Raw genomic sequence first — 19,063 nt, 5'->3', positions numbered from 1 at the left:
GACAGAATATGGAAGAAGAGTTTACGCCTGAAGAACAAGCAATCTATGATGAACATTTTGCCAGTGATAATGCTGTTGAGTTGGTCGAGCTTGAACAAGTTGAGGAAGTTTTTGATGCAGAGGAAAGTTCTGAACAGCCAGCTGTAGAACCGCTTCAGGAGCAGCCAAATTCTGATGTAATAGAATCTGATAAACTAAAGCAAGAGCGGCAAGCACGCCAAAAGGCAGAACAAAGCGCCATTGAAGCGCGTGAATTGGCTATTGAACTTGCGCAAAAATATGCCGCAATGCAGGAAGAAGTCACGCGCCGCCGTGAGGAAAATGTTCCCTCCCTAGAAGACAATCCAAAAGCACATGTTGCATGGCTTAGTCATAAGGTACAAGAACAACAGAAATTGCTTGATGAGTTTTCTCATATGAGAGAGAGCCAAGAGCGCATGAGTCAAGAGGAATATGAACGCCAAAAATTAGGGGATTATTTCGAGGAAGCCAAAGCGCAGGTACAAGATAAATATCCGGATTTAGACAGTATCACCGATTATCTCTATGAAAGAGCAGACAGTGTCCTACAAGCGCAGGCAGATCTTTATCCACAATGGAAAGACCCCATGGCTCGGCAACAGCAAATTGGTGTTGAATTGCGTCAGATATGCCAACAATGCCAAAAAGCCGGTATAAACCCAATAGAGGTGCTGGTGCAAAAAGCGAAAGCTTTTGGCTATAGTGGAGCGCCCGTTAAGGACGAAGTGGGAGCCCTTCAAGAGCGCTCTCAAGCAGCGCGGACACTTACAGCGCGCGGCGGACAAGTTCCAACAGGCGGTATGGATGTGAGAACGCTTTTTTCCATGCCGGAAGCAGAATTTGCTGTATGGGTTGAGAAAAATCCCAAAAAATTTGAACAAATTATGAGCAGAGCGTGAGATGTGCGTGGTGACGCAACAGAGAGAACCAAGTGATTTTTATCGTTTGGGATAGCCGCAAGGCGAGTTTTAAAAACCAAGAAAGGCATTGATTGAAATGGCAGTAACAGAAGTAAAGCTCAATGACCCATTAGCCGTTGGCGTTTGGGCTAAGATGCTAAACACAGAGACCTCAAAAGCGTTGCCTATTACACCGCTGATGGGGGAGAGCAAAAACAGCATTATCCAAGTGTTGGATGTGCTAGGAAAATCCGCTGGTGACTCTGTGACGAGCGGATTAAGAGTCCAACTTATGGGGGATGGCGTTAGCGAGGGACAAACGCTGGAAGGCAATGAAGAAGCCCTCCAATTTATGAATGAAAAGGTGCGCATCAACGAGCTTACTCATGCTGTGCGCATCAAATATGAAGGCTCTATTGATCAACAACGTGTTCCCTTTAATTTGCGTAAGGAAGCAAAAGATGGGTTGGTTGATTGGTATGCAGACCGTTTAAGTATGATGTTTTTCATTCAGGCTGCAGGCTATACAGCACCATGGATGCATTTTGAAGGGCGCAGCATAACGCTTAAACCGGTGCATTATGGTTTTAACGCGCCATCAGAGCCAAGCAAATTGCGTGTTATTCGTCCGAATAAGAAAAAGACTGATGAAGAGCTTACAAAAGATGATGTTTTTACATTAGATCTTATAGATCGGGCTGTTGAACGCGCTAAACTTGCTAATCCACGTTTGCGTCCGGTTCGTGTTGATGGGAAATCGGCATATGTGATGTATCTCCACCCAATACAGGTAACTCAATTGCGTACCAATACAAAGAGTGGTCAATGGTTAGACATTACCAAGGCAGCTTATGATGGCTCTGGAGCTAAGAACCCAATTTTTAATGGTTCTTTAGGGATGTATAATGGTGTTATTTTGCGTGAAGCTGAACATGTCCCCAATGGTGTTAATTCAAAGACACAAGAGCCTGTTCCCTCTGTTCGTCGTGCTATTTTGCTTGGTGCGCAAAGTATCATCATGGCTTATGGACGCATTGGCAATGGTGCAACAGGAGGTGATGATAAAAAGGGTGGTACACGTTATAAACTTGTTGAAGAATTGTTTGATTATCAACGTGAATTTGGTTTGGCGGCAAAGACCATTATCGGCATGAAAAAATCACGCTACACCTTGCCTCATTCTGATCAAGGGGGACAGGATTTTGGTACCATTGTCATCCCTTCTTTTGCTGAAGCAAGCTAATTATTAAAGGATGACAATTATGGCAGAAAAATCGCTAATTACACAGGAACCTGATGAAACTGTTGAACCTATTGAAACCGTTGAACCTATTGAAATTGTTGAACCTATTGAAATTGTTGAGATGACAGATGAGGGATTGCCACCTGTTTTGCAGGGACGCAACAACTCTACGCAGCAGGTTAGTTATTTACGGGCGCGTGTTAAATGTACGGACCAAGGGTTGATAACGAAAATTGGCGTTCTACCCCGAGGGGCTTTTATAAAAAGTATTACAGCTTATCCCATGGAGGATTTTGAAGATGTAAAAGCTACATTTGGAAAAGAGCCTCATGGTAATGATTATGGAAATATAGGGCTTACGCAATATTCCAATAGCAATCTGTACCTCCCTATGAAGGAACGAGATGTTCCATTAGAAGCTGAAAGTGCGATTTACATGACACGAGACAAGAAAAGCACCAAAGGTGATGTTGAGGTGATTGTTGAGTTTTATACAAATCGTTAAAGGCAAGGGGGCGTTTGTTGCTTGCGTCCCCCTCCCATACAAGATGCCGCAAGACATTTGGAAGAGGGTAATATGACAATAATAGTACAGACAGGTGGTCCGATTGGAGACAAACAGACCATTGCTCCTTGGGATAAAAATTTTATCCAGATGTTAAACGATATTCAGGATGAAATAGATGATCAAACAGATGAGTATGTTGATCAAGTGCAAAGGGCGATATTTTCGGCTATTCGCTTTTGTGAACGATTGCCTTTTTATTTCAATGAAAGCCGCGAAGTTGTTTTTACCACTATAAAGGGAAAAAGCCGTTATGGTGCAGAGACACATCCTTCAATGACAGGGGCTGTTCGCATTGTTGATGCTTACATTTATGAAGATAATCACAGCAAATCAAAGCTTTTGCATACAGATCCGCTTTTTATTGAGAATCTTGAGGATGATTGTAGCCATGGCATGCCGACACGCTATGCTTATTTTGAACAAAAGCTTGTATTGTATCCAACACCAGAGCGAGTTTATTCTATCAGGCTTATTCTTGACCCTATAAGAATAAAAGATATTGAGAGTGCACAAGAAGCGTCCATATGGTTTTTAGAAGCCTATGAACTGATCAAAACGCGTGCAAAGTATGAAATTTATACCAATATTATTAAAGAACCACAGATGGCAGCGGCAGCTTTTGCCATGTTTCAAGAGCAACTCGATGCGCTACAAATTGAAACATCACGGCGCAAGAATTTGTTAAAAATTCAACACACGGATTTCTGATGACCTTTATTCCTATTGCTGAGTATAGACCAGATGTTGCATTTATTAATAGTGGTTATTCTAGTGAGATTGTGAACGTTTTACCTGCACCAAATTCGTATATTCCGTTTCCTATTGTGGCGCCGGTCTCAGATCCTTTTCCGGATGTGGTTTTGGGGGTCTATGCGGTGCGCTCATTGGGTGGTGTTCGCATCATTGTGGGGGCACCAACAAAACTTTATGAATATGACAACAGCACGCGCGGCTGGAAAGACATTAGCAAACCTTACACACAATATCACGCCAATGAAACTGCACTTTGGTCTTTTGCCTCCTTTGGTGATCATATCATTGCTGTTAATAGCAATGATCCACCACAAATGCTTTCGTTAAAAACGGATGAAAGGTTTTGTGATCTGAGCGGTAATCCTCCGCGTGCTGGACTTGTACGTGTGTGGGGTGATTTTGTTTGCTTGATGCAATTAACAGATAAGCCAAACCGTGTTCAGTGGTCAGGTTTGAATGATGCGACACATTGGACGGTTGGGGAGAAAAATTGCGATTATCAAGATTTTCCCGATGGAGAATATGTTCAAGGATCTACGGAATCAACAAATCCGCTTATTTTCATGCGCTCCGCCATTTATCACGCAACCTTTGTACCAGGCTCTAAAATTATATTCAGTTTTGCAAAAATAAAAGACAAAATAGGAGCTAAAAGCAGCACAGCAATTGCAAGCCGTGGAGACTGTACTTTTTTTGTCTCTGATGATGGTTTTTATCAAATCAACAGTGCTGGTGAAATGCTCCCTATTGGTTTTGGCAAAGTCGATAAAACCATCTTCACACTTTACAATAACTTTGCCATTGATGAGATGAGGGCATGTATTGATCCGGTCTATTCTCGTGTTTATTTTTCTATCAATGATAACACTGAAGGTATGCATATTTATGTTTATGATTGGCTCTTGCAAATATGGAGTGTCATTAAGGGGCAGAACCTTCTCTTATTTCCCCTCTTTGCTGCTGGTTATACATTAGAAGGCTTAGACGAAGTACAAGAGAGCTTGAAAGATTTACCAGCTTCTCTTGATAGTAAAATGTGGCAAAATGGTGCGCCTGTTTTGGGAGCCTTTACGCCAGACAACACATTTGGTTTTTTTGCAGGTCCTCCGATGGAAGCAGTTATTGCTTCACAAATTGTGGGGGATACGGGCAGGCAAATCAACCTGATGAGTGAGGCTTTTGTTCAAGCGGATACCACAAATGGTTTTTTAAGTGTTGGAGCGGCTTTTATCATTGATAACAAGAACCAATTAAATTGGGCTAAAGAGCGTTATGCCGGCTATAATATTGGGATGTATAATATCCGCTCACGGGCGCGTTATCACGCTTTGCGTCTGAGAATACCAGAAGGTACGCCATGGACGCATATAACAGGCTTTGATGTAACGCTGAAACCCGCGGGCATAAGATGAGTTTTAAGATCTATAATACAGAAAAATGGAGCGCTGAACAAATGGCGCCCTATTTTGACAATGTCATAAAATCGATAGCTTATTTTAATCAAAAATTCCCTGATGATTATAATACAGAGACCATTTTAAACGATATTTTGAAGGGAGAAAAAGTTCTTTGGATTATCGTTGATGCGCATGAAAACTTTATGGCGCATGTCACAACACAGTTACAAGAACTCGTCACTGGAGCATTAAGGGCGGTTGTTGTCACGCTTGGTGGAAAGGGAGGAGCGCCCTTAACAAAGCTTATCACTCAGATTGAAGCCTATTACAAGAAAAAAGGGGCAAAAGAGCTTGTCATCATAGGCAGGCGAGGGTGGGAAAAATCTCTTAAATCGCATGGATATCTCGTTAATCTTTTAGAATATAGAAAGCAGCTTTAATATGGGAAAAAGTTCTAAACCAATCCAGAATACCCAAAACACGACGCAAACAAATGAACCCCCTGCATGGGCAAAAGGTATTTTTGAACACGCAGCTCAAGATGCCATGACTTTTTATAACCAAGGCAGCGGAAAAGCCGTTTATGACGGGCAGCGTGTTGCGGGTTTAAGTGATCAAACAAAAAATGCGATTAATGGGCTTAGCAATAATACGCATAACTATGATAACAACACTTTAAATGGATTAGCCACAGGGCAAAATTCAACAAGCCAAAACTTAAAGAACATGGCTTCAGGGCAACAAATAGGCAATAACCCTTACTTTAATGAAGCACTTCAAAACGCATTAAATAAAGCAACAAGCTCTATTAATAGTTCATTGGCAGGTGCTGGACGTTATGGTTCTGGTGCACATACCGGCGTTTTGGCTGATGAATTAGGGGGCATAGCAACACAAGCTCTCTCACAGCAATATAACCAAGATGTCAACAATATGATGCAAGCTAATGGAATGATTGATCAAGCCAATCAAAATCAGTTGGCGGGCGCTAATAACTTCTTTCAAGGTCAAGGACAGGCAAATCTCAATGCATTGGCGGGAGGGAGTGTGCTTGATGCCAATCATCAACGGCAATTGGATGAAGAGCGGCAAAAATGGGAGCAGCAGAACAATCTTGATTGGGACCAGTTAAGTAAGTTGCTTGCAGCTGGTGGGGCTGTTGCTGGAAATTATGGAACGCGAACAGGACAAATGACGACATTGACTCCACAGCCAAAACCTAATCCATGGGAGATTGTTGGAAATGTTGGAACTATCCTTGGTACTTTTGCTGGGCTTAGTGACATCAGAGCAAAAGAAAACATCAGAGAGGCTGGGCAGAGAAATGGCTATACACTCTATGAATACAACTACAAAGGTTATCCAGAGCGCTATCGCGGGGTGATGGCGCAGGATGTTTTGAAGACAAATCCTAAAGCTGTTTTTTTGCATAAGACGACAGGCTTTTTGCATGTGGATTATAGCAAGCTTGGATTTGAAATGGAAAGGGTGCAGTGATGTTTTGGCGAGAAGAATTAAATGCATTAGAGCGTGAAAAAGCTTATAGAAAGCGTAAAGCGTTGGAACTTGCTGCTTTTAGCACAGACCCTTTTGATGCGAGCAATGGGGCTGATACTCCACAAAAATTGAGTCCTACAGAGCTTATTCGTGGTTCTCAAACAGGGACAGAACAAGCTGGGAAAAAAACGCCCGCAGAATTGATTATGTCTACAGATGATTTAAAGCGCCAAATGCCTCCATTACCGGATGCTTCAAAGGATACTGTTAAGATACAAGAGGCGCCAGAGCAACAAAAGCATGACTTCTCAGAGCAGGGAGGTGTTGCATCAATGATTCCTCAATCTCCACTTGTTGGGAACATTGATCAGTATAGTGGGGATGAAGCTGGGCGACAGCAAAAAGATGTGATGGATTATATTGCTCAACTTAATGAGAAATCTATAGCGGCAAACTCTTTGAAAAACGATTCTGGAAATGATGAGGAAAAGCTTTTTGATGCACCTATAGGAGAAGAAAAACATTTGAATGCACACTTACCAGAAGAGGAGCATTTAAAAGCAAATGATATGCCAGAACAGGCAACCGATTATGTAAACGCCGTTGGGAACTTTATTCATAAAGATGCAAATCCAAGCAGCTTATGGGAGCGTTTTAGAAAATCAGAATTTTCCGAGCATCTCATGGATTTTTTTGCGGGGTTAGCATCAGGAAAAACACCGCAAGAAAGCTTTTCAAATGCGGCGCTTGTTATGCGGCAGGGCAATAATGTACGTGCTCAAAATAGACCAATTTTTGAGTTTTTACGCTCTAAAGGATACGATGATAAAGACGCACAAGCAATCATGCAATATCCAGATCTTGCCATGAAAGTTATAGGCAACACGTTAAGCCCTCAAGAAGGCTATAGAACATTGACATCAGAAGAAAAGGCAGAGCAAGGATTGCCTGAGGATATGACTTTCCAAGTCTCAACAAGCACAGGGAAAATTATCCCAGTCCAAGGGGGACAACGTTCCACTGCTTCTGGATTAGGGGGAAATACTGATGGCATGCTGTCAAAGCCTGAATCAGGTTATATGTATGTTAAGGATGAAAATGCACTTGGTGGCATACGTGCGGTGCCAATTGCAGGCAGTGGTTCAGAACATAAATTAATTCAAGAACAGAAGGAGGAGGAGCGTAAAAACCAACAAATGCAAATGCGAATTCTGGAAACAGCAGACAGGTCAAATCGTATACTCTCAGCATCTAAAGAATTGCTAAAAACTATTGAGGAACACCCGCATGTTGTTGGTTTCACGGGTTCTATAGGGTCGTTCCTTCCTAATTCTAAGGCAAAAGATTTTGGGCATATGCTCGATTCATTGAAGGCAAGTATCGGGCTTGATGCCTTGAGAAAAGCAAAAGCATTTTCACCAAATGGCGCATCTGGTTTTGGGAATTTGTCTAATATGGAATTGCAAGCATTGCAAAACTCTGTAGCAGCACTGTATCAAGATCTTTCTGCAGAGCAAATGAAGAAATCTTTAAAAACAGTTATTGACACTTTCAATAAATCCAATGCAGCAACGCGCGCAATTCTTTTTGGTGGTGCAGAAGCAACAAACGAGCTCGTTCGAGCCGCCTATGGGCAAGATGCTTATAAGGGAAATCATGCACAGTCAAATGATCCACTAGAAAAACAGATAGAAGCATTGCCGGAAGGCATGTTGTTCGTTGATAGAGATGGACGCATTAAGGAGAAACAAACCAATGGCTGAAGTAATCCCCCCTCTTATTAATCGTAAAAACACAAGAGTCATTGGGCATATAAGTGACTATACACCAGAACAGCTTCAAGAGCTTTTCGCGAAGAATAAGGAAAGGCTAAGTGGTTCTGTTACAGGAAATAATGGTGCAACAGAGGAAACAGAAGAAGATGGTCCACATCCAAGTGTTGCGGGTGCTTTTGGATGGGGAGCTCTTCACGGGTTAACTATGGGCTATGATGATGAAATAGCCGGAATATCAGAAGCGGGTCCTATTGCTTATTGGATGGGAGATAAAGAGGCAGTCAAAAAGTATAATGAAGTGACAAAGCGATGGCGTGATTATCAAAGAGCGGCGAACCGAGATCATTTTTATGCATCTCTTGCGGGGAATTTAACGGGTGCTGCGGCACCCGTAATTGCTTCTGCCCTCTTTCCACCCGCGGCAGGGGCTACTGCTGCTGCTCGTGCGGCAATTGGGGCTGATGTTGTGCTGGGAGGTAGAGCTGGTGTTGCAGGAGCACAAATAACCAGTAAAGCTTTAGCAGCAGGAGAAAGGGCGGTGCAATCTGCTTTAGCAGAGGGTGCGGAACGGGCAGCAGCAAAAGCTGCAGGTGAAGCAGCAATGAAAGCAGTAGCAAGTAAAGAGGCGGCAAAATTTAGCTTAGGGCGTGCAGCAAAAACTGGAGCCATTTATGGTGGAATAGCAGGCAGTGGTGAAGGGGAAGGGCTTGCAGATACTCTAGTGTCTGCTGGGTTTGGTGCAGGGCTAGGCGTTGCAACACCATTTGTGGCACATTCTGCTTTAAAGGTTACACCTTTTGTTACAAAACCATTCAAAGTAACGGCTTCTGGTGTTAAGAACACATCTGCTGTTGTCAAAAAAACAGCTGAGAAATTGTTTGGTAAAACTGAACCAATAACACAAGGTGTAGAAAAAGAAGCATTTCAGATAAGCGATAGAGCGCTTAGGGATGTAAGCCAAACTTTAGGGGATGAAGGTGTTGATAAACTTGAAAGGGCATTAAAACAGCGAGGTCCTGATTCAATGATTATTGATCTTCATGATGAGCTTGCTACAAGAGCTTTTAAGGCAGCAAAAAAAGATTCTGATACATATTCGCTTATAAGTAATCGTTTGAATGAAAGGCAAGATGCGAGTGCATTGCGGGTAAAGAATGCGTTGACAGATGTGATGGGTCCAAAAGTAGATACGCTTAATTTAAAGCAAGAGATTATCAAACAAGCACAGAAAAAGGCTGAACCATTTTATGAGAGGGCGAAAGCTTCTCCCATTTCTAATGCTGTTCGTGAAGATTTATCGCGGTTGCAAGAAACTCCTGCCTTCCAAAAAGCCTATAAAAAAGCAATTGCGCAAATGCCAAATGAAGCGGATGCAACAGTTATAGGGAGCAATGGATATCCAAAGCTGAATATGCGAATTTTACATAAGATGAAAGAGGTTTTGGATGATCAAATTAATTCTGCGCGCATCAAAGGAAAACAAGGATATGCGCGAGATTTGACTCTGTTCAAACAACGCATTCTGGACGTTTTGGATATGTCCTCTCCAGATTATGCTAAAGCACGGAAAATTTATTATGACGAGCGTACTATTGGTGATGCCCTCGAGCAGGGAGAGCAAGCGCTGAAGAAGAGCGTTAATCTCGACACAATCAACAGTCAACTTTCGGATTTTGGGTTGATGGAAAAAGATGCGTTTCAAAAAGGTATACGGTCGCAAGTAGAACATGCGGCAGGCAATGCACAGAATTTTGACCACAATCTTTTGAGTTTGTTTGACACAAAAAATGGTCAAGAAAAATTACAGCGTATTTTTGGTGAAGATAAAGCTAAGCAACTTATGAAAGTGTTGCGACCAGAAGTGGAAAGAACAAAGCTTTTTGCACGCTTGCCAAACCATATAGGTGAAGTGGAAGAGAGGGGGGAACAACAGACTATGGGTATAGGAAAGATTGCTTTCATCAAGGCAGTTGTAAAAAATTTCGCAAGAGAATTTGGACGCAAATTCTCAAGCGTCCATAAAGATACTGAGAGAGATATTGCAGCGCTTATAACAGCGCGGGAAAAAGGAGATTTTGGGTTAGCAAGAGAAAAAGCTGTTGAATTAATTAAGACGTTTCATGAAGCAGAAAAGAAACGCTTAATAACACGAGAAAATTATACGAAATTCATTAATTTTGTTGGCATTATTTTGAATAGCAGCGTTGATAGAACGGTTATAAACTAATGATCAATTTTCATCCTAATGTGAAGCGTGCTATCTCACAGGCAGCACAAAAATATGGTTTACCAGAAAGCTTTCTTGAACGTGTTGCTATGATAGAAAGTAATGGTAATCCAAATGCAAGAAATAAGAACAGCAGTGCAGGGGGGCTGTATCAATTTTTAGATTCAACAGCAAAACACTATCAACTGAATGACAAGTTTGATCCCTTTCAAGCAACCGATGCTATGGCACGGTTAACGAAGGATAATACGCGTTATTTAGTCACAGCATTAGGCAGAGAGCCATCAGAGGCAGAGCTTTACCTCGCACACCAACAAGGACCAGCAGGAGCAGTAAAGCTTATCAAAAATCCACATATTCCAGCAAGCCAGCTTTTAGGTCGACAGGCAGTCACACTCAACGGTGGCAATATGGAAGCTACAGCAGGGGATTTTATGAATCATATTTATGGGCTTTATAATAAAACGGGAGATGCTTTGAAGAGAACGATACAGCAAAACCAAAGCAATGGACAAGCAGCACCAAACGAGATGGGGCCTTTGCGTGGGTTTGAGAGGCTTCAAAAGACAATTCAAGGTAATCAAGTGGGGCAAGGTGATCAAGGGGGCAACCAATTGATGGCATATGACACGCCATTCCCAAACAGAATGATGGCACCTGAAAGCAGAGACAATTTAACAGGACAGGTTATGGAAACTACACCATTACAAGCACAAGGTATTGATGCAGGTGCTCTTAAAAAGGGCTTTTCCGGTTTGCTTCATTTAATGAGAGAGAATGGAGAACGACAAAAACAGCAGGCACAGATGGTACAGCAACAAATGTTACAGCAACCAGTCATGGCGGGTTTCTCACAATCGACTGGGGGACCGACAGATTTAACACCTCTCATTGATCCCTCTAGGCGGCAATCTGTTGGTTCCTATGGGCGGCAAAAAGAAGAGCAATTGCGCGAAGAGCTATTAAGAAGAACGGGGGCTTATCATGTCTGATATTTATGACTGGTCACTCACAGCTGATCAAAATGCCAATTCCGATAGTATCATTAATTGGGCAGAAGGGCAGCCACCTAGTTCTGTTAATGATAGTGCGCGGGTCATGATGCAGCGTATACGTGAATATCTTGCCGATAATGGTGGTTCTCTTGACTCAAAGTTTATTGTGAATGGAAAGGAACAAACAACATCAATCACGTTGACGACGGTGTCGCCGATAGCGAAATATAAAAACGATATCATTATCCGCTTTAAGGCGCGTGGTATAAATATTGGTACGACAACAATAAACATGAATAATATAGGAGCAAAGCCACTCTATAAAGCCACCAGCACGGGGATAGTACCATTGATAGGTGGTGAGTTACAAACGGGCGGTATTTATGAAATAGTCTATAATGATGGCGTATCAACAAAAGGTCTTGATGGCTGGTATCTTTTAAACCCTACCCCCATTCCACTACCAAAGGTCGAAACCTTTCCTTGCGGTTTTATTGCGACCTTTGCTATGCAAGAAGTGCCAAACGGTTGGCTTTTATGTGATGGCGCTACTTATGAACGCAAGGATTATCCGCAATTATTCAAGGCGATAGGGGATAAATGGGGAAAAAACAGCGATACAACCTTTAAAGTTCCAGACTTTAGAGGAATGTTTTTGCGCGGCTTTGATAATGGTCGCGGTTTAGACAGAAGTAGAAAATTTGCTGATATACAGCAAGATTGCCTTAAATCGCACACACATGCTTGTAGTGTTGAATCGGCGGGGCAGCATACACACGAGTTTCAGTATAATGGAGTGGGATGGAGTGCCAATGATATTGGTAGAAGAAACCCCTCTTATCACTATGCCGTTCTTGGAGGAACAACACAACCTGCTGGAGTGCATACGCACAAGATAACACTTTCTTCAACGGGCGAGGCAGAAACACGCCCTGTTAATGTACCGGTTGTTTATGCCATAAAATCGTGAGTTTTTCAAATGATCAATAATCCGTCTGCTATTGATGATATTGCGGACGCGGAGCAAATCCGCGTCCTTTTTTATGCAAGCAATAGAATGGTCCATGCACCATTAAATAAGGTGCTTGATCTTGTCAAAAGCGACATACAGCATGATCTTTTAAGCGCTTTGGCAGAATATAAAGAAGCGACAGATAAACGTCTCGAGACCATGCAACAACTTATTGATGAATTGCAGTCCTCTCTTCACACAACAAGACAACGAACTGATTAAGGAATGAAACGCGATGCCATTACCCTATCACACACATATATTTAAGCTTGAACCAGCAACAAAGAAAGAAGTCAAAGAAGGTGTTTTAAATAGTAAGGCTCTTGCACCAGTTTCAGTGGGGAGTGCAGCAGCTTATGAGGTAGAATATTTTGCAACTGCTGCTCAAGGAAAAAAGGCTGATGATGCTGTTGCAAAGAGAGATATTGGAGCCCTTGCTTACAAAAATAAGGTCACAATTCACGATATTGAAGCAAGTGGTGAAGCGCATGAGAATGCGATTTTATCAGGCGCTGGTTGGGTAAAAATATCGCCTTTAGGGATTGGCGATATGAAGGCTGCTACATATGATCCCGACAATGTGGGGGCAAATGCATTTTCTATGGAAAATATGCACGAGGGTCCTACAAAAAAGATCTTAACCACAGAGGAAAGATCAAAGTTACGATGGTTGAGTGCTACGCAGCCAACAATGGAAAAATGGCGTATGGGGGATGAAGGTGTTTATTATCCCATATCTCCGGTAGATCTCAAAAATACCATTCGTTATTTTGTAGGCTCAAAGTCTTTTGGTATGTCAAAATCAGTCTATGATCCAGATAAAATAGAAAAAGATGCCTTTGATATGGAGAATATGAAGGAAGGGAAAAAGCATCTTATCTTAACTCCTCCAGAACGTGCACAGATTGCAAAAATTGATAAAGTTGAAGATGTTGCACAACAAGGGATTCATGTTGCAAGTGAAGCGAAGAACGTTGCAGATAGTGCATTAAGAACAGCAAATGATGCAAAAGCTTATGCAGTAGATGCAAAAAAAACGGCTGAGACAGCACAAAAAACGGGAGACAGTGCAAAAGCTGAGGCAAATATTGCGCAAACAGCAGCCGATAAAGCGCAAGATACAGCACATAGTGTACAGAAAAAAGTTGATCTCATTCAACCTCTTGCCAAACAAGACTGGATTGATGGCACAAAAACAGTGGATGCACTTATTTCACCAGCCAAACTGATGGCTTCAATCAAAGCAAATAGTAGCAATAGCAGCGGCGGTAGTGGCGGCAACAATGATGGCGGGGTTAGAAAACCTGTTGAAATTCTGATGACAGAAAGCGGAGATATTCTATTGCCTGATGGTATTACTGCTGACACCGATATCGAAGTATGGGCTTGGGGCGGTGGAGGTGGTGGTGTTAAAGATGGCGGCGGAGGCGGCGGTCAATGCGTGCATGTTAAAATGAAAGGTTCTGATTTAGATAAATTAAAAACAGCTTACATTGGTCGTGGTGGTAAAGGCAATGACAGTAACATTTTATGCAATGGTGGTAAAACAATTATCAAAGGGCTTGTTACTGCAGAAGGAGGATATTCCGTCTCCATGATTTTTGTTAACTTTGGAGGGAAAGGTGGCGATGGAGGAGGAAACAGGGACGGCAGCAGTGGTGAAAGCTTTATTTTTTCTGGTGGTAATGGTGGAGGGAGTGGAATAGACGGCAAGAGAGCTGGTACTGGTGGAAGTTCTTTTCTTGGCGGCGGCGGCGGCGGTGGCGGTAAATGTAAGGGTTCTATCATGGGGCAGGGTGGTGAGAGTTACAAAGGTGGTAGAGGTGGTCGTGGCGGCAATGGAGCTGGCGGCGGCGGCGGGGGATATTTCGATGGGAAATCCGGAGGCGACAAAATTGGCGGCGACGGTGGTGACGGAGCAGTACTCATAAAAGTATATTTATAAGGTGAATTGAACAATGGTACGGAAAATAAGTAAAGACTGTTTATACTGTTTAAAAAAGTGGGAAGGTTTGCGCTTGCAGGCTTATCAAGATGCTTCTGGCATATGGACGATTGGTTATGGTCATACGAAAAAAGCCGGTCAACCAACAGTTGTTGAAGGTATGGTGATTACAGAAAAAAAAGCTGAAAACATGCTTTTAGCAGATTTGCGGCAATATGAGAGGGCGGTAGAAAAAGCAGTTTGTGTGAATTTAAGCGACGAGCAGTTCGGCGCTCTTGTTTCCTTTTGTTATAATGTGGGTATTGCAGCTTTCCAAAACTCTACATTGCTTAAAAGGCTTAATCGGGGGGATTATGAAGCGGTACCAACCGAATTGCAGAAATGGACCAAAGCGGGAGGCAAACGTTTACAAGGTCTCGTACACCGGCGTGTAGCTGAGGCAGGGCTATGGGCGAAAGGGGCTTATGTTTCTTCTAATTATCAAACAGTAGAAACGAAACAACCAACAGGGTTTCTCAAAGCAGAAGCATTGGCACCGATTATTGGTTCTTTCTCAGGTCTTGGTGGGTTTTTAGCGGGCAATGGACCAATCCAATGGGCTTTAGCCGCCATTATGGTTTTAGCCGCATGTACTGGCATTTTCTTTGTTGCTAAACGCTTTCAGGAGCACCGCCTATGATCTTATGGATGAAAAGAAACTTGATGGTAACAGGTGTGGCTTTAGCCGCTTTTTTTATAGTTTTAGCCAAAGCTTTCACTCTTGGAAAAAAGGCTGAACAGCAAAAGCAAACAGAAAAAACCTTAAAAGCAGCAACAACCCGTCTTGAGGTAGAAAATGAAATTAACAAAAAAAGTGATACTGATGTGCGTGCTGCTCTCTCTCGTTGGTTGCACGACAAATAAATATATCTCTTCTTGTGTTGGTTGGTTACCTATTTATTTAAGCCAGCAAGATGTCGACACCATCAGTTCGAGCTTAGCAAGAGAGATCTTAAAACATAATAAGCAAGGAGAACGCTTGTGTGGGTGGCAACATGGTAAGAAAAAAAGCTGAAAAACATACAGAGCTTACAGAATCGGAAAAAGAAATGCTTCAAGAAATGATCATCACTTATCAAAGCGTGAAAATGATGTCTCGCTTGATGAAGTGGATAGCATTTTTTCTTTTTTTGCTTATCCTTGATTTTGCACGCCTCATGGATGCGTTAGATAATGTCATTGCACATTTAAAGCAGTGGTTTTCAAAGAATTAGTCTCACTAAATTTATCCTTAAAATATGAAAAAATGATTAGGCTTGCAAAAGCTTGAGGGAATGAACTTCGCTTATGAAAGAGGAAAGTTTTACACAAACGCTGTTTGCGTGGATGGGTGGTAAACACTATCTGCGTAAGAAAATTATACCGATTTTAAATAATATTGACCATGAAACCTATGTTGAACCATTTTTAGGCTCTGGTGTTATTTTTCTAAATAAAAGACCAGCAAAATATTCTGTGATTAATGATTTGAATGGAGAGATCACGAATCTGTTTCAATGCGTTCAAAACTATTTTGATGATTTAGCCAAACGATTGGAGTGGTTTGTTTGTTCAAGACAGTTGTTTTTTGATCTTGCTGCGATTGACCCAGAAGAGCTCTCCAAAGTTGAAAGAGCCGCACGGTTTTTATTTCTCCAGCGTTGTGTGATGTATGGGAAAAAAGAGTATGTCTCTTTTAGCTTTGGAAGAAAAAGACTGGCAGAGTTTAATCCCGAAAAGCTTTTAGCGAGGATGAAACGTGTTAGACAGAAGCTTCTTGATACGACGATTTTAAATTTGTCGTGGGAGCGGGTTATCGAGCTATTTGATGCACCCGACAGTTTATTTTACCTAGACCCTCCTTATCTTGTAAAGAAGAAGTGCTATAGCTCTGGGAATTTTGTTGAAGATGATTTTGTAAGTATGGCAAAAGTTCTCAAAAGTATTCAAGGCAAATTTGTCTTGAGTCTGAATGATTGTGATGCGGTTCGAGAGATCTTTAGGGATTTTGACTTTTTAGAAGTTGAGACTCTTTGGACATCAGGATTTACTAAAAAACCACCCCGAAAAGAACTCTTGATTCGTAATAATTGAAGAAAATCATAAAAAGATTTGTTAGAATCAGAAGAAATATTTCTTCTCTAATAGGACTTTCTAGATGCTTACATCCTTTGGCAAAATTTTACGTAAACTTCGCATTGATCATTCAGAACGCCTTTTAGATATGGCTAAAAAATTAGATATATCTGTAGCATTTTTATCATCTGTAGAAATTGGCAAAAAATCTGTTCCTGTAGGATTGGAGGAAAAGATAATTGAACTCTATGCTTTAGATCAAGAGGTAGCAGAAATTTTGAGAAGAGAGTCGGATTCTTGTCGCAAAAGTTTTATTATAAAGCCTTCTGATACTTTCAGATGTGAAACTGTTGGTATGTTTTCTAGACTGATAAACATTATTTCACAAGAAGATTTAGAACTATTAAAAAAATTATTAGAGAAAGCTGGCAAAAAGAATGCATTTTGTAAAGGAAAGTGTAAAAATTCTATTCCCGAACCTTTATTTATTTATCCCGAACCTTTAAAAAAGTCATATAAAATCAAAAAGTTATAGCGCCATAAAAGTGCTGTGGCGGAGGGGGTGGGATTCGAACCCACGGTACAGTCTCCTGCACGCCGGTTTTCAAGACCGGTGCCTTAAACCGCTCGGCCACCCCTCCAAACTAGATATGCTTTTTGACAAATTTCTTGCAAAAGGTCAATCATTTTAATACGCATTTTAAAGCGTTCTTTGTAAAACTATTTAAGTTTCAATGCAGTTTGACACTAGGTTTTATACTAAGTGGCATTAGGTAGGAATACGTGATAATTTGTTGTTTTTATATATAAAATTTAGCATTAAATGCGCGTTTTGTCAAAATGGATTTTGACACCTAAAATTGTAAAAAAGAGCGAAAAATAGTGAAAATCAGAAAAAAGTGCGTTTTCATAGTAAAAATGAGAGAAGGCTTTGAAAGGTCTTTGAAAACCCTGTGAAAAATTTTGAAAAGTCTGTGAAAGCCCAGAAAACCGCCTTTGAAGACCCTGTGAAAAAAATCAATCCAAAAGTTCAATTGACTCCAAAATCAGCCCCAAATAACCAAAAAAGCAAAAAAGATTTCCATATATAAGTGGAAATCTATAAAATTTAGTAAAAAGTATTTTTTATCAATAATTTATATAAATTTTTTAATGTAAAAAGATTTCCACTTTCATTTTTCATATTAAAGAGGCATTAAGCCGTATCTTGTGTAGTTTCTAGATGTACTCTTTCAGCTTCTATTTGACGCTTTAAATGAATTTTAAGAAGAGGGAAAGTCGCTTCGACTTCTTCCGTGTCGTTGATGTCTTGAACAAGATCTTGCAGTTTTCCATAAAGTTCCGCCGCGCGTTCCGCTATATCTTCAGGAGGGATCTTTATATTTGCATCGCGATAGGTTGTATAAGCTATGCGACCAAGCTTTTTCATGAGACCAGCAGGTATGGTTGGTGCTTTAAAACCTGCTGCTTTCGCTTTTGCCATGTCACTAAACATTTCGCCTTTACCTGTAATTAGCCAAGTTAAGTTGATATTTAATTGCTGTGATAAAGCAGTCAAAAATTTTACATTGGGAAAAGTGGTCCCTCTTTCAGCATGGTCATAAATTGCTTTTTTAATACCTAAACGGGTAGCTATCTTATCTCGATTAAACTCTAAGCTTTCTCGTATCAAGCGTAAGCGCTTTGCTAGTTCTGTTTTAGGTTCTAGTTCGGGGCGTGCCAAAAATGCTCCTTATTTATATTGAGTCTCGTTTTAAATTACAGGATTTTAAAAAGAGCTTCCCCCATTGATTTTAGAGAGGCATTAAGCCGTATCTTGTGTAGTTTCTAGATGTACTCTTTCAGCCTTTATTTGACGCTTTAAATGAATTTTAAGAAGAGGGAAAGTTGCTTCTACTTCTTCCGTGTCGTTGATGTCTTGAACAAGCTCTTGCAACTTTATACAAAGCTCTGCCGCTAATTCCGCTATATCTTCAGAGGGGAGTTTTATATTTGCATCGCGATAGGTTGTATAAGCTATGCGACCGAGTTTTTTCATGAGTCCAGTAGGGATAGTTTGTGGTTTAAAACCAGCTGCTTTCGCCTTTTCCATGTCTGTAAACATTTCGCCTTCATCAGTGAGAAGCCAATGAAAGTCTACGCCATAAATTTTATGATAGGCAATTACGATAGATGCTGGTGGCTCATTTATACCAAGCTCATAATTTGCAAGCGTATTTTTTGCCAAATTAAGAGATTTGGCAAAAGCACCGCGTTCTTCATTTCCGAGGATTCGTCTTATTTCACGTAGGCGTTTTGCTAATGGTGTTTTAGGTTCTAGTTCGGGGCGTGCCAAAAATGCTCCTTATTCATATTTAGGTTCGTTTTAAATTACAGGATTTTAAAAAGAGCTTCCCCCATTCATCTTAGAGAGGCATTAAGCCGTATCTTGTGTAGTTTCTAGATATACTCTTTCAGCCTCTATTTGACGCTTTAAATGCAGTTTTAGAAGAGGCAAAGTAAGTTCTACTTCTTCTGTGTCGTTGATGTTTTGAACAAGCATCAGACAGGGTTTAGCGGTCCTGTGCGGCGTCTTCGCAGTTGTTATCCATGTCAAGAGGAAGCTTTATCTGCCGCCGCTTCCGAGTCGGATCGCTT

General features: G+C 41.3%; 20 protein-coding genes, 1 tRNA gene and 3 pseudogenes. 20 read left to right on the top strand and 4 right to left on the bottom strand.

What is annotated here, in order from left to right; genetic code table 11:
• The first annotated feature begins 8 nt into the window (after positions 1 to 8).
• From ACFINA_RS08375 to ACFINA_RS08285, 19 genes and pseudogenes are all read left to right on the top strand, one after another.
• Positions 9 to 920: a hypothetical protein gene (locus ACFINA_RS08375; RefSeq protein WP_375607314.1), complete on the top strand. Its 912-nt coding sequence runs from the start codon at positions 9 to 11 to the stop codon at positions 918 to 920.
• 97 nt (positions 921 to 1,017) lie between these two features.
• A complete protein-coding gene (locus ACFINA_RS08370) occupies positions 1,018 to 2,163 on the top strand; it encodes a N4-gp56 family major capsid protein (RefSeq protein ID WP_375607315.1) in 1,146 nt (381 codons plus the stop codon).
• Positions 2,164 to 2,182: 19 nt separating this feature from the next.
• Positions 2,183 to 2,668, top strand: a complete 486-nt coding sequence (locus tag ACFINA_RS08365) for a hypothetical protein (protein WP_375615400.1) — start codon at positions 2,183 to 2,185, stop codon at positions 2,666 to 2,668.
• A 72-nt stretch (positions 2,669 to 2,740) separates the two neighbouring features.
• Positions 2,741 to 3,439: a hypothetical protein gene (locus ACFINA_RS08360; protein ID WP_375614737.1), complete on the top strand. Its 699-nt coding sequence runs from the start codon at positions 2,741 to 2,743 to the stop codon at positions 3,437 to 3,439.
• On the top strand, positions 3,439 to 4,896 hold the full coding sequence (locus ACFINA_RS08355) for a hypothetical protein (RefSeq protein ID WP_375607318.1): 1,458 nt from the start codon (positions 3,439 to 3,441) through the stop codon (positions 4,894 to 4,896). The genes ACFINA_RS08360 and ACFINA_RS08355 overlap by 1 nt, the downstream gene beginning before the upstream one ends.
• Positions 4,897 to 4,937: 41 nt before the next feature.
• Positions 4,938 to 5,321 (top strand): hypothetical protein, encoded by a 384-nt coding sequence (locus ACFINA_RS08350; RefSeq protein ID WP_375614751.1) that lies wholly within the window; start codon positions 4,938 to 4,940, stop codon positions 5,319 to 5,321.
• 1 nt (position 5,322) lies between these two features.
• On the top strand, positions 5,323 to 6,378 hold the full coding sequence (locus ACFINA_RS08345) for a tail fiber domain-containing protein (RefSeq protein ID WP_375608729.1): 1,056 nt from the start codon (positions 5,323 to 5,325) through the stop codon (positions 6,376 to 6,378).
• Positions 6,378 to 8,141 (top strand): hypothetical protein, encoded by a 1,764-nt coding sequence (locus tag ACFINA_RS08340; protein ID WP_375615399.1) that lies wholly within the window; start codon positions 6,378 to 6,380, stop codon positions 8,139 to 8,141. Before ACFINA_RS08345 ends, ACFINA_RS08340 begins: the two co-directional genes overlap by 1 nt.
• Positions 8,134 to 10,380 carry a hypothetical protein gene (locus ACFINA_RS08335; RefSeq protein WP_375607320.1) on the top strand — a complete coding sequence of 749 codons (2,247 nt, stop codon included), beginning with the start codon at positions 8,134 to 8,136 and terminating at the stop codon, positions 10,378 to 10,380. The genes ACFINA_RS08340 and ACFINA_RS08335 overlap by 8 nt, the downstream gene beginning before the upstream one ends.
• Positions 10,380 to 11,372, top strand: coding sequence for a transglycosylase SLT domain-containing protein (locus tag ACFINA_RS08330; RefSeq protein WP_375607321.1), 993 nt, complete (start codon positions 10,380 to 10,382; stop codon positions 11,370 to 11,372). Before ACFINA_RS08335 ends, ACFINA_RS08330 begins: the two co-directional genes overlap by 1 nt.
• On the top strand, positions 11,365 to 12,345 hold the full coding sequence (locus ACFINA_RS08325) for a tail fiber protein (RefSeq protein WP_375607322.1): 981 nt from the start codon (positions 11,365 to 11,367) through the stop codon (positions 12,343 to 12,345). Before ACFINA_RS08330 ends, ACFINA_RS08325 begins: the two co-directional genes overlap by 8 nt.
• A gap of 9 nt (positions 12,346 to 12,354) precedes the next feature.
• A complete protein-coding gene (locus tag ACFINA_RS08320; RefSeq protein WP_375607323.1) occupies positions 12,355 to 12,609 on the top strand; it encodes a hypothetical protein in 255 nt (84 codons plus the stop codon).
• A gap of 13 nt (positions 12,610 to 12,622) precedes the next feature.
• The gene (locus ACFINA_RS08315) at positions 12,623 to 14,332 is read left to right on the top strand and encodes an alanine-zipper protein (protein WP_375607324.1); all 1,710 of its coding nucleotides are present in this window, start codon (positions 12,623 to 12,625) and stop codon (positions 14,330 to 14,332) included.
• A 13-nt stretch (positions 14,333 to 14,345) separates the two neighbouring features.
• On the top strand, positions 14,346 to 15,011 hold the full coding sequence (locus ACFINA_RS08310; RefSeq protein ID WP_375607325.1) for a lysozyme: 666 nt from the start codon (positions 14,346 to 14,348) through the stop codon (positions 15,009 to 15,011).
• Complete coding sequence (locus tag ACFINA_RS08305) at positions 15,008 to 15,235, top strand: hypothetical protein (RefSeq protein ID WP_375615398.1); 228 nt, start codon at positions 15,008 to 15,010, stop codon at positions 15,233 to 15,235. Before ACFINA_RS08310 ends, ACFINA_RS08305 begins: the two co-directional genes overlap by 4 nt.
• Positions 15,168 to 15,386: a hypothetical protein gene (locus ACFINA_RS08300; RefSeq protein WP_375607327.1), complete on the top strand. Its 219-nt coding sequence runs from the start codon at positions 15,168 to 15,170 to the stop codon at positions 15,384 to 15,386. Before ACFINA_RS08305 ends, ACFINA_RS08300 begins: the two co-directional genes overlap by 68 nt.
• Positions 15,367 to 15,585: a hypothetical protein gene (locus tag ACFINA_RS08295; protein WP_375607328.1), complete on the top strand. Its 219-nt coding sequence runs from the start codon at positions 15,367 to 15,369 to the stop codon at positions 15,583 to 15,585. The genes ACFINA_RS08300 and ACFINA_RS08295 overlap by 20 nt, the downstream gene beginning before the upstream one ends.
• A gap of 73 nt (positions 15,586 to 15,658) precedes the next feature.
• The gene (locus tag ACFINA_RS08290; RefSeq protein ID WP_375615397.1) at positions 15,659 to 16,444 is read left to right on the top strand and encodes a DNA adenine methylase; all 786 of its coding nucleotides are present in this window, start codon (positions 15,659 to 15,661) and stop codon (positions 16,442 to 16,444) included.
• Positions 16,445 to 16,508: 64 nt separating this feature from the next.
• Positions 16,509 to 16,862 (top strand): annotated as a pseudogene (locus ACFINA_RS08285) (helix-turn-helix domain-containing protein); the annotation flags it as partial.
• Positions 16,863 to 16,977: 115 nt separating this feature from the next.
• Here the strand turns inward: ACFINA_RS08285 and ACFINA_RS08280 are convergent.
• The 4 genes and pseudogenes from ACFINA_RS08280 to ACFINA_RS08265 form a co-directional block, all read right to left on the bottom strand.
• A tRNA-Ser gene (locus ACFINA_RS08280) sits at positions 16,978 to 17,067 on the bottom strand.
• Between the two features lie 554 nt (positions 17,068 to 17,621).
• Positions 17,622 to 18,149, bottom strand: coding sequence for a helix-turn-helix transcriptional regulator (locus ACFINA_RS08275; RefSeq protein WP_375615396.1), 528 nt, complete (start codon positions 18,147 to 18,149; stop codon positions 17,622 to 17,624).
• A gap of 81 nt (positions 18,150 to 18,230) precedes the next feature.
• On the bottom strand, positions 18,231 to 18,761 hold the full coding sequence (locus ACFINA_RS08270; RefSeq protein WP_375615395.1) for a helix-turn-helix transcriptional regulator: 531 nt from the start codon (positions 18,759 to 18,761) through the stop codon (positions 18,231 to 18,233).
• Between the two features lie 81 nt (positions 18,762 to 18,842).
• Positions 18,843 to 18,965 (bottom strand): annotated as a pseudogene (locus ACFINA_RS08265) (transcriptional regulator); the annotation flags it as partial.
• Between ACFINA_RS08265 and ACFINA_RS08260 the strand changes: the two are divergent.
• Positions 18,963 to 19,063: pseudogene (locus tag ACFINA_RS08260) on the top strand (late control protein); the annotation flags it as partial. The pseudogenes ACFINA_RS08265 and ACFINA_RS08260 sit on opposite strands and share 3 nt — an antisense overlap.

Origin of the sequence: Bartonella sp. AC10YNML, assembly GCF_042196825.1 — a bacterium.
GTDB lineage: Bacteria > Pseudomonadota > Alphaproteobacteria > Rhizobiales > Rhizobiaceae > Bartonella.
Note: the sequence above shows the minus strand (reverse complement) of the source record. Positions and strands in the feature narration are given on the sequence as shown.

Bases quoted from the DNA above. Each gene is read 5' to 3' on its own strand.
- ACFINA_RS08375 (WP_375607314.1), top strand. From the start codon at position 9: ATGGAAGAAGAGTTTACGCCTGAAGAACAAGCAATCTATGATGAACAT.
- ACFINA_RS08370 (WP_375607315.1), top strand. From the start codon at position 1,018: ATGGCAGTAACAGAAGTAAAGCTCAATGACCCATTAGCCGTTGGCGTT.
- ACFINA_RS08365 (WP_375615400.1), top strand. From the start codon at position 2,183: ATGGCAGAAAAATCGCTAATTACACAGGAACCTGATGAAACTGTTGAA.
- ACFINA_RS08360 (WP_375614737.1), top strand. From the start codon at position 2,741: ATGACAATAATAGTACAGACAGGTGGTCCGATTGGAGACAAACAGACC.
- ACFINA_RS08355 (WP_375607318.1), top strand. From the start codon at position 3,439: ATGACCTTTATTCCTATTGCTGAGTATAGACCAGATGTTGCATTTATT.
- ACFINA_RS08350 (WP_375614751.1), top strand. From the start codon at position 4,938: ATGGCGCCCTATTTTGACAATGTCATAAAATCGATAGCTTATTTTAAT.
- ACFINA_RS08345 (WP_375608729.1), top strand. From the start codon at position 5,323: ATGGGAAAAAGTTCTAAACCAATCCAGAATACCCAAAACACGACGCAA.
- ACFINA_RS08340 (WP_375615399.1), top strand. From the start codon at position 6,378: ATGTTTTGGCGAGAAGAATTAAATGCATTAGAGCGTGAAAAAGCTTAT.
- ACFINA_RS08335 (WP_375607320.1), top strand. From the start codon at position 8,134: ATGGCTGAAGTAATCCCCCCTCTTATTAATCGTAAAAACACAAGAGTC.
- ACFINA_RS08330 (WP_375607321.1), top strand. From the start codon at position 10,380: ATGATCAATTTTCATCCTAATGTGAAGCGTGCTATCTCACAGGCAGCA.
- ACFINA_RS08325 (WP_375607322.1), top strand. From the start codon at position 11,365: ATGTCTGATATTTATGACTGGTCACTCACAGCTGATCAAAATGCCAAT.
- ACFINA_RS08320 (WP_375607323.1), top strand. From the start codon at position 12,355: ATGATCAATAATCCGTCTGCTATTGATGATATTGCGGACGCGGAGCAA.
- ACFINA_RS08315 (WP_375607324.1), top strand. From the start codon at position 12,623: ATGCCATTACCCTATCACACACATATATTTAAGCTTGAACCAGCAACA.
- ACFINA_RS08310 (WP_375607325.1), top strand. From the start codon at position 14,346: ATGGTACGGAAAATAAGTAAAGACTGTTTATACTGTTTAAAAAAGTGG.
- ACFINA_RS08305 (WP_375615398.1), top strand. From the start codon at position 15,008: ATGATCTTATGGATGAAAAGAAACTTGATGGTAACAGGTGTGGCTTTA.
- ACFINA_RS08300 (WP_375607327.1), top strand. From the start codon at position 15,168: ATGAAATTAACAAAAAAAGTGATACTGATGTGCGTGCTGCTCTCTCTC.
- ACFINA_RS08295 (WP_375607328.1), top strand. From the start codon at position 15,367: ATGGTAAGAAAAAAAGCTGAAAAACATACAGAGCTTACAGAATCGGAA.
- ACFINA_RS08290 (WP_375615397.1), top strand. From the start codon at position 15,659: ATGAAAGAGGAAAGTTTTACACAAACGCTGTTTGCGTGGATGGGTGGT.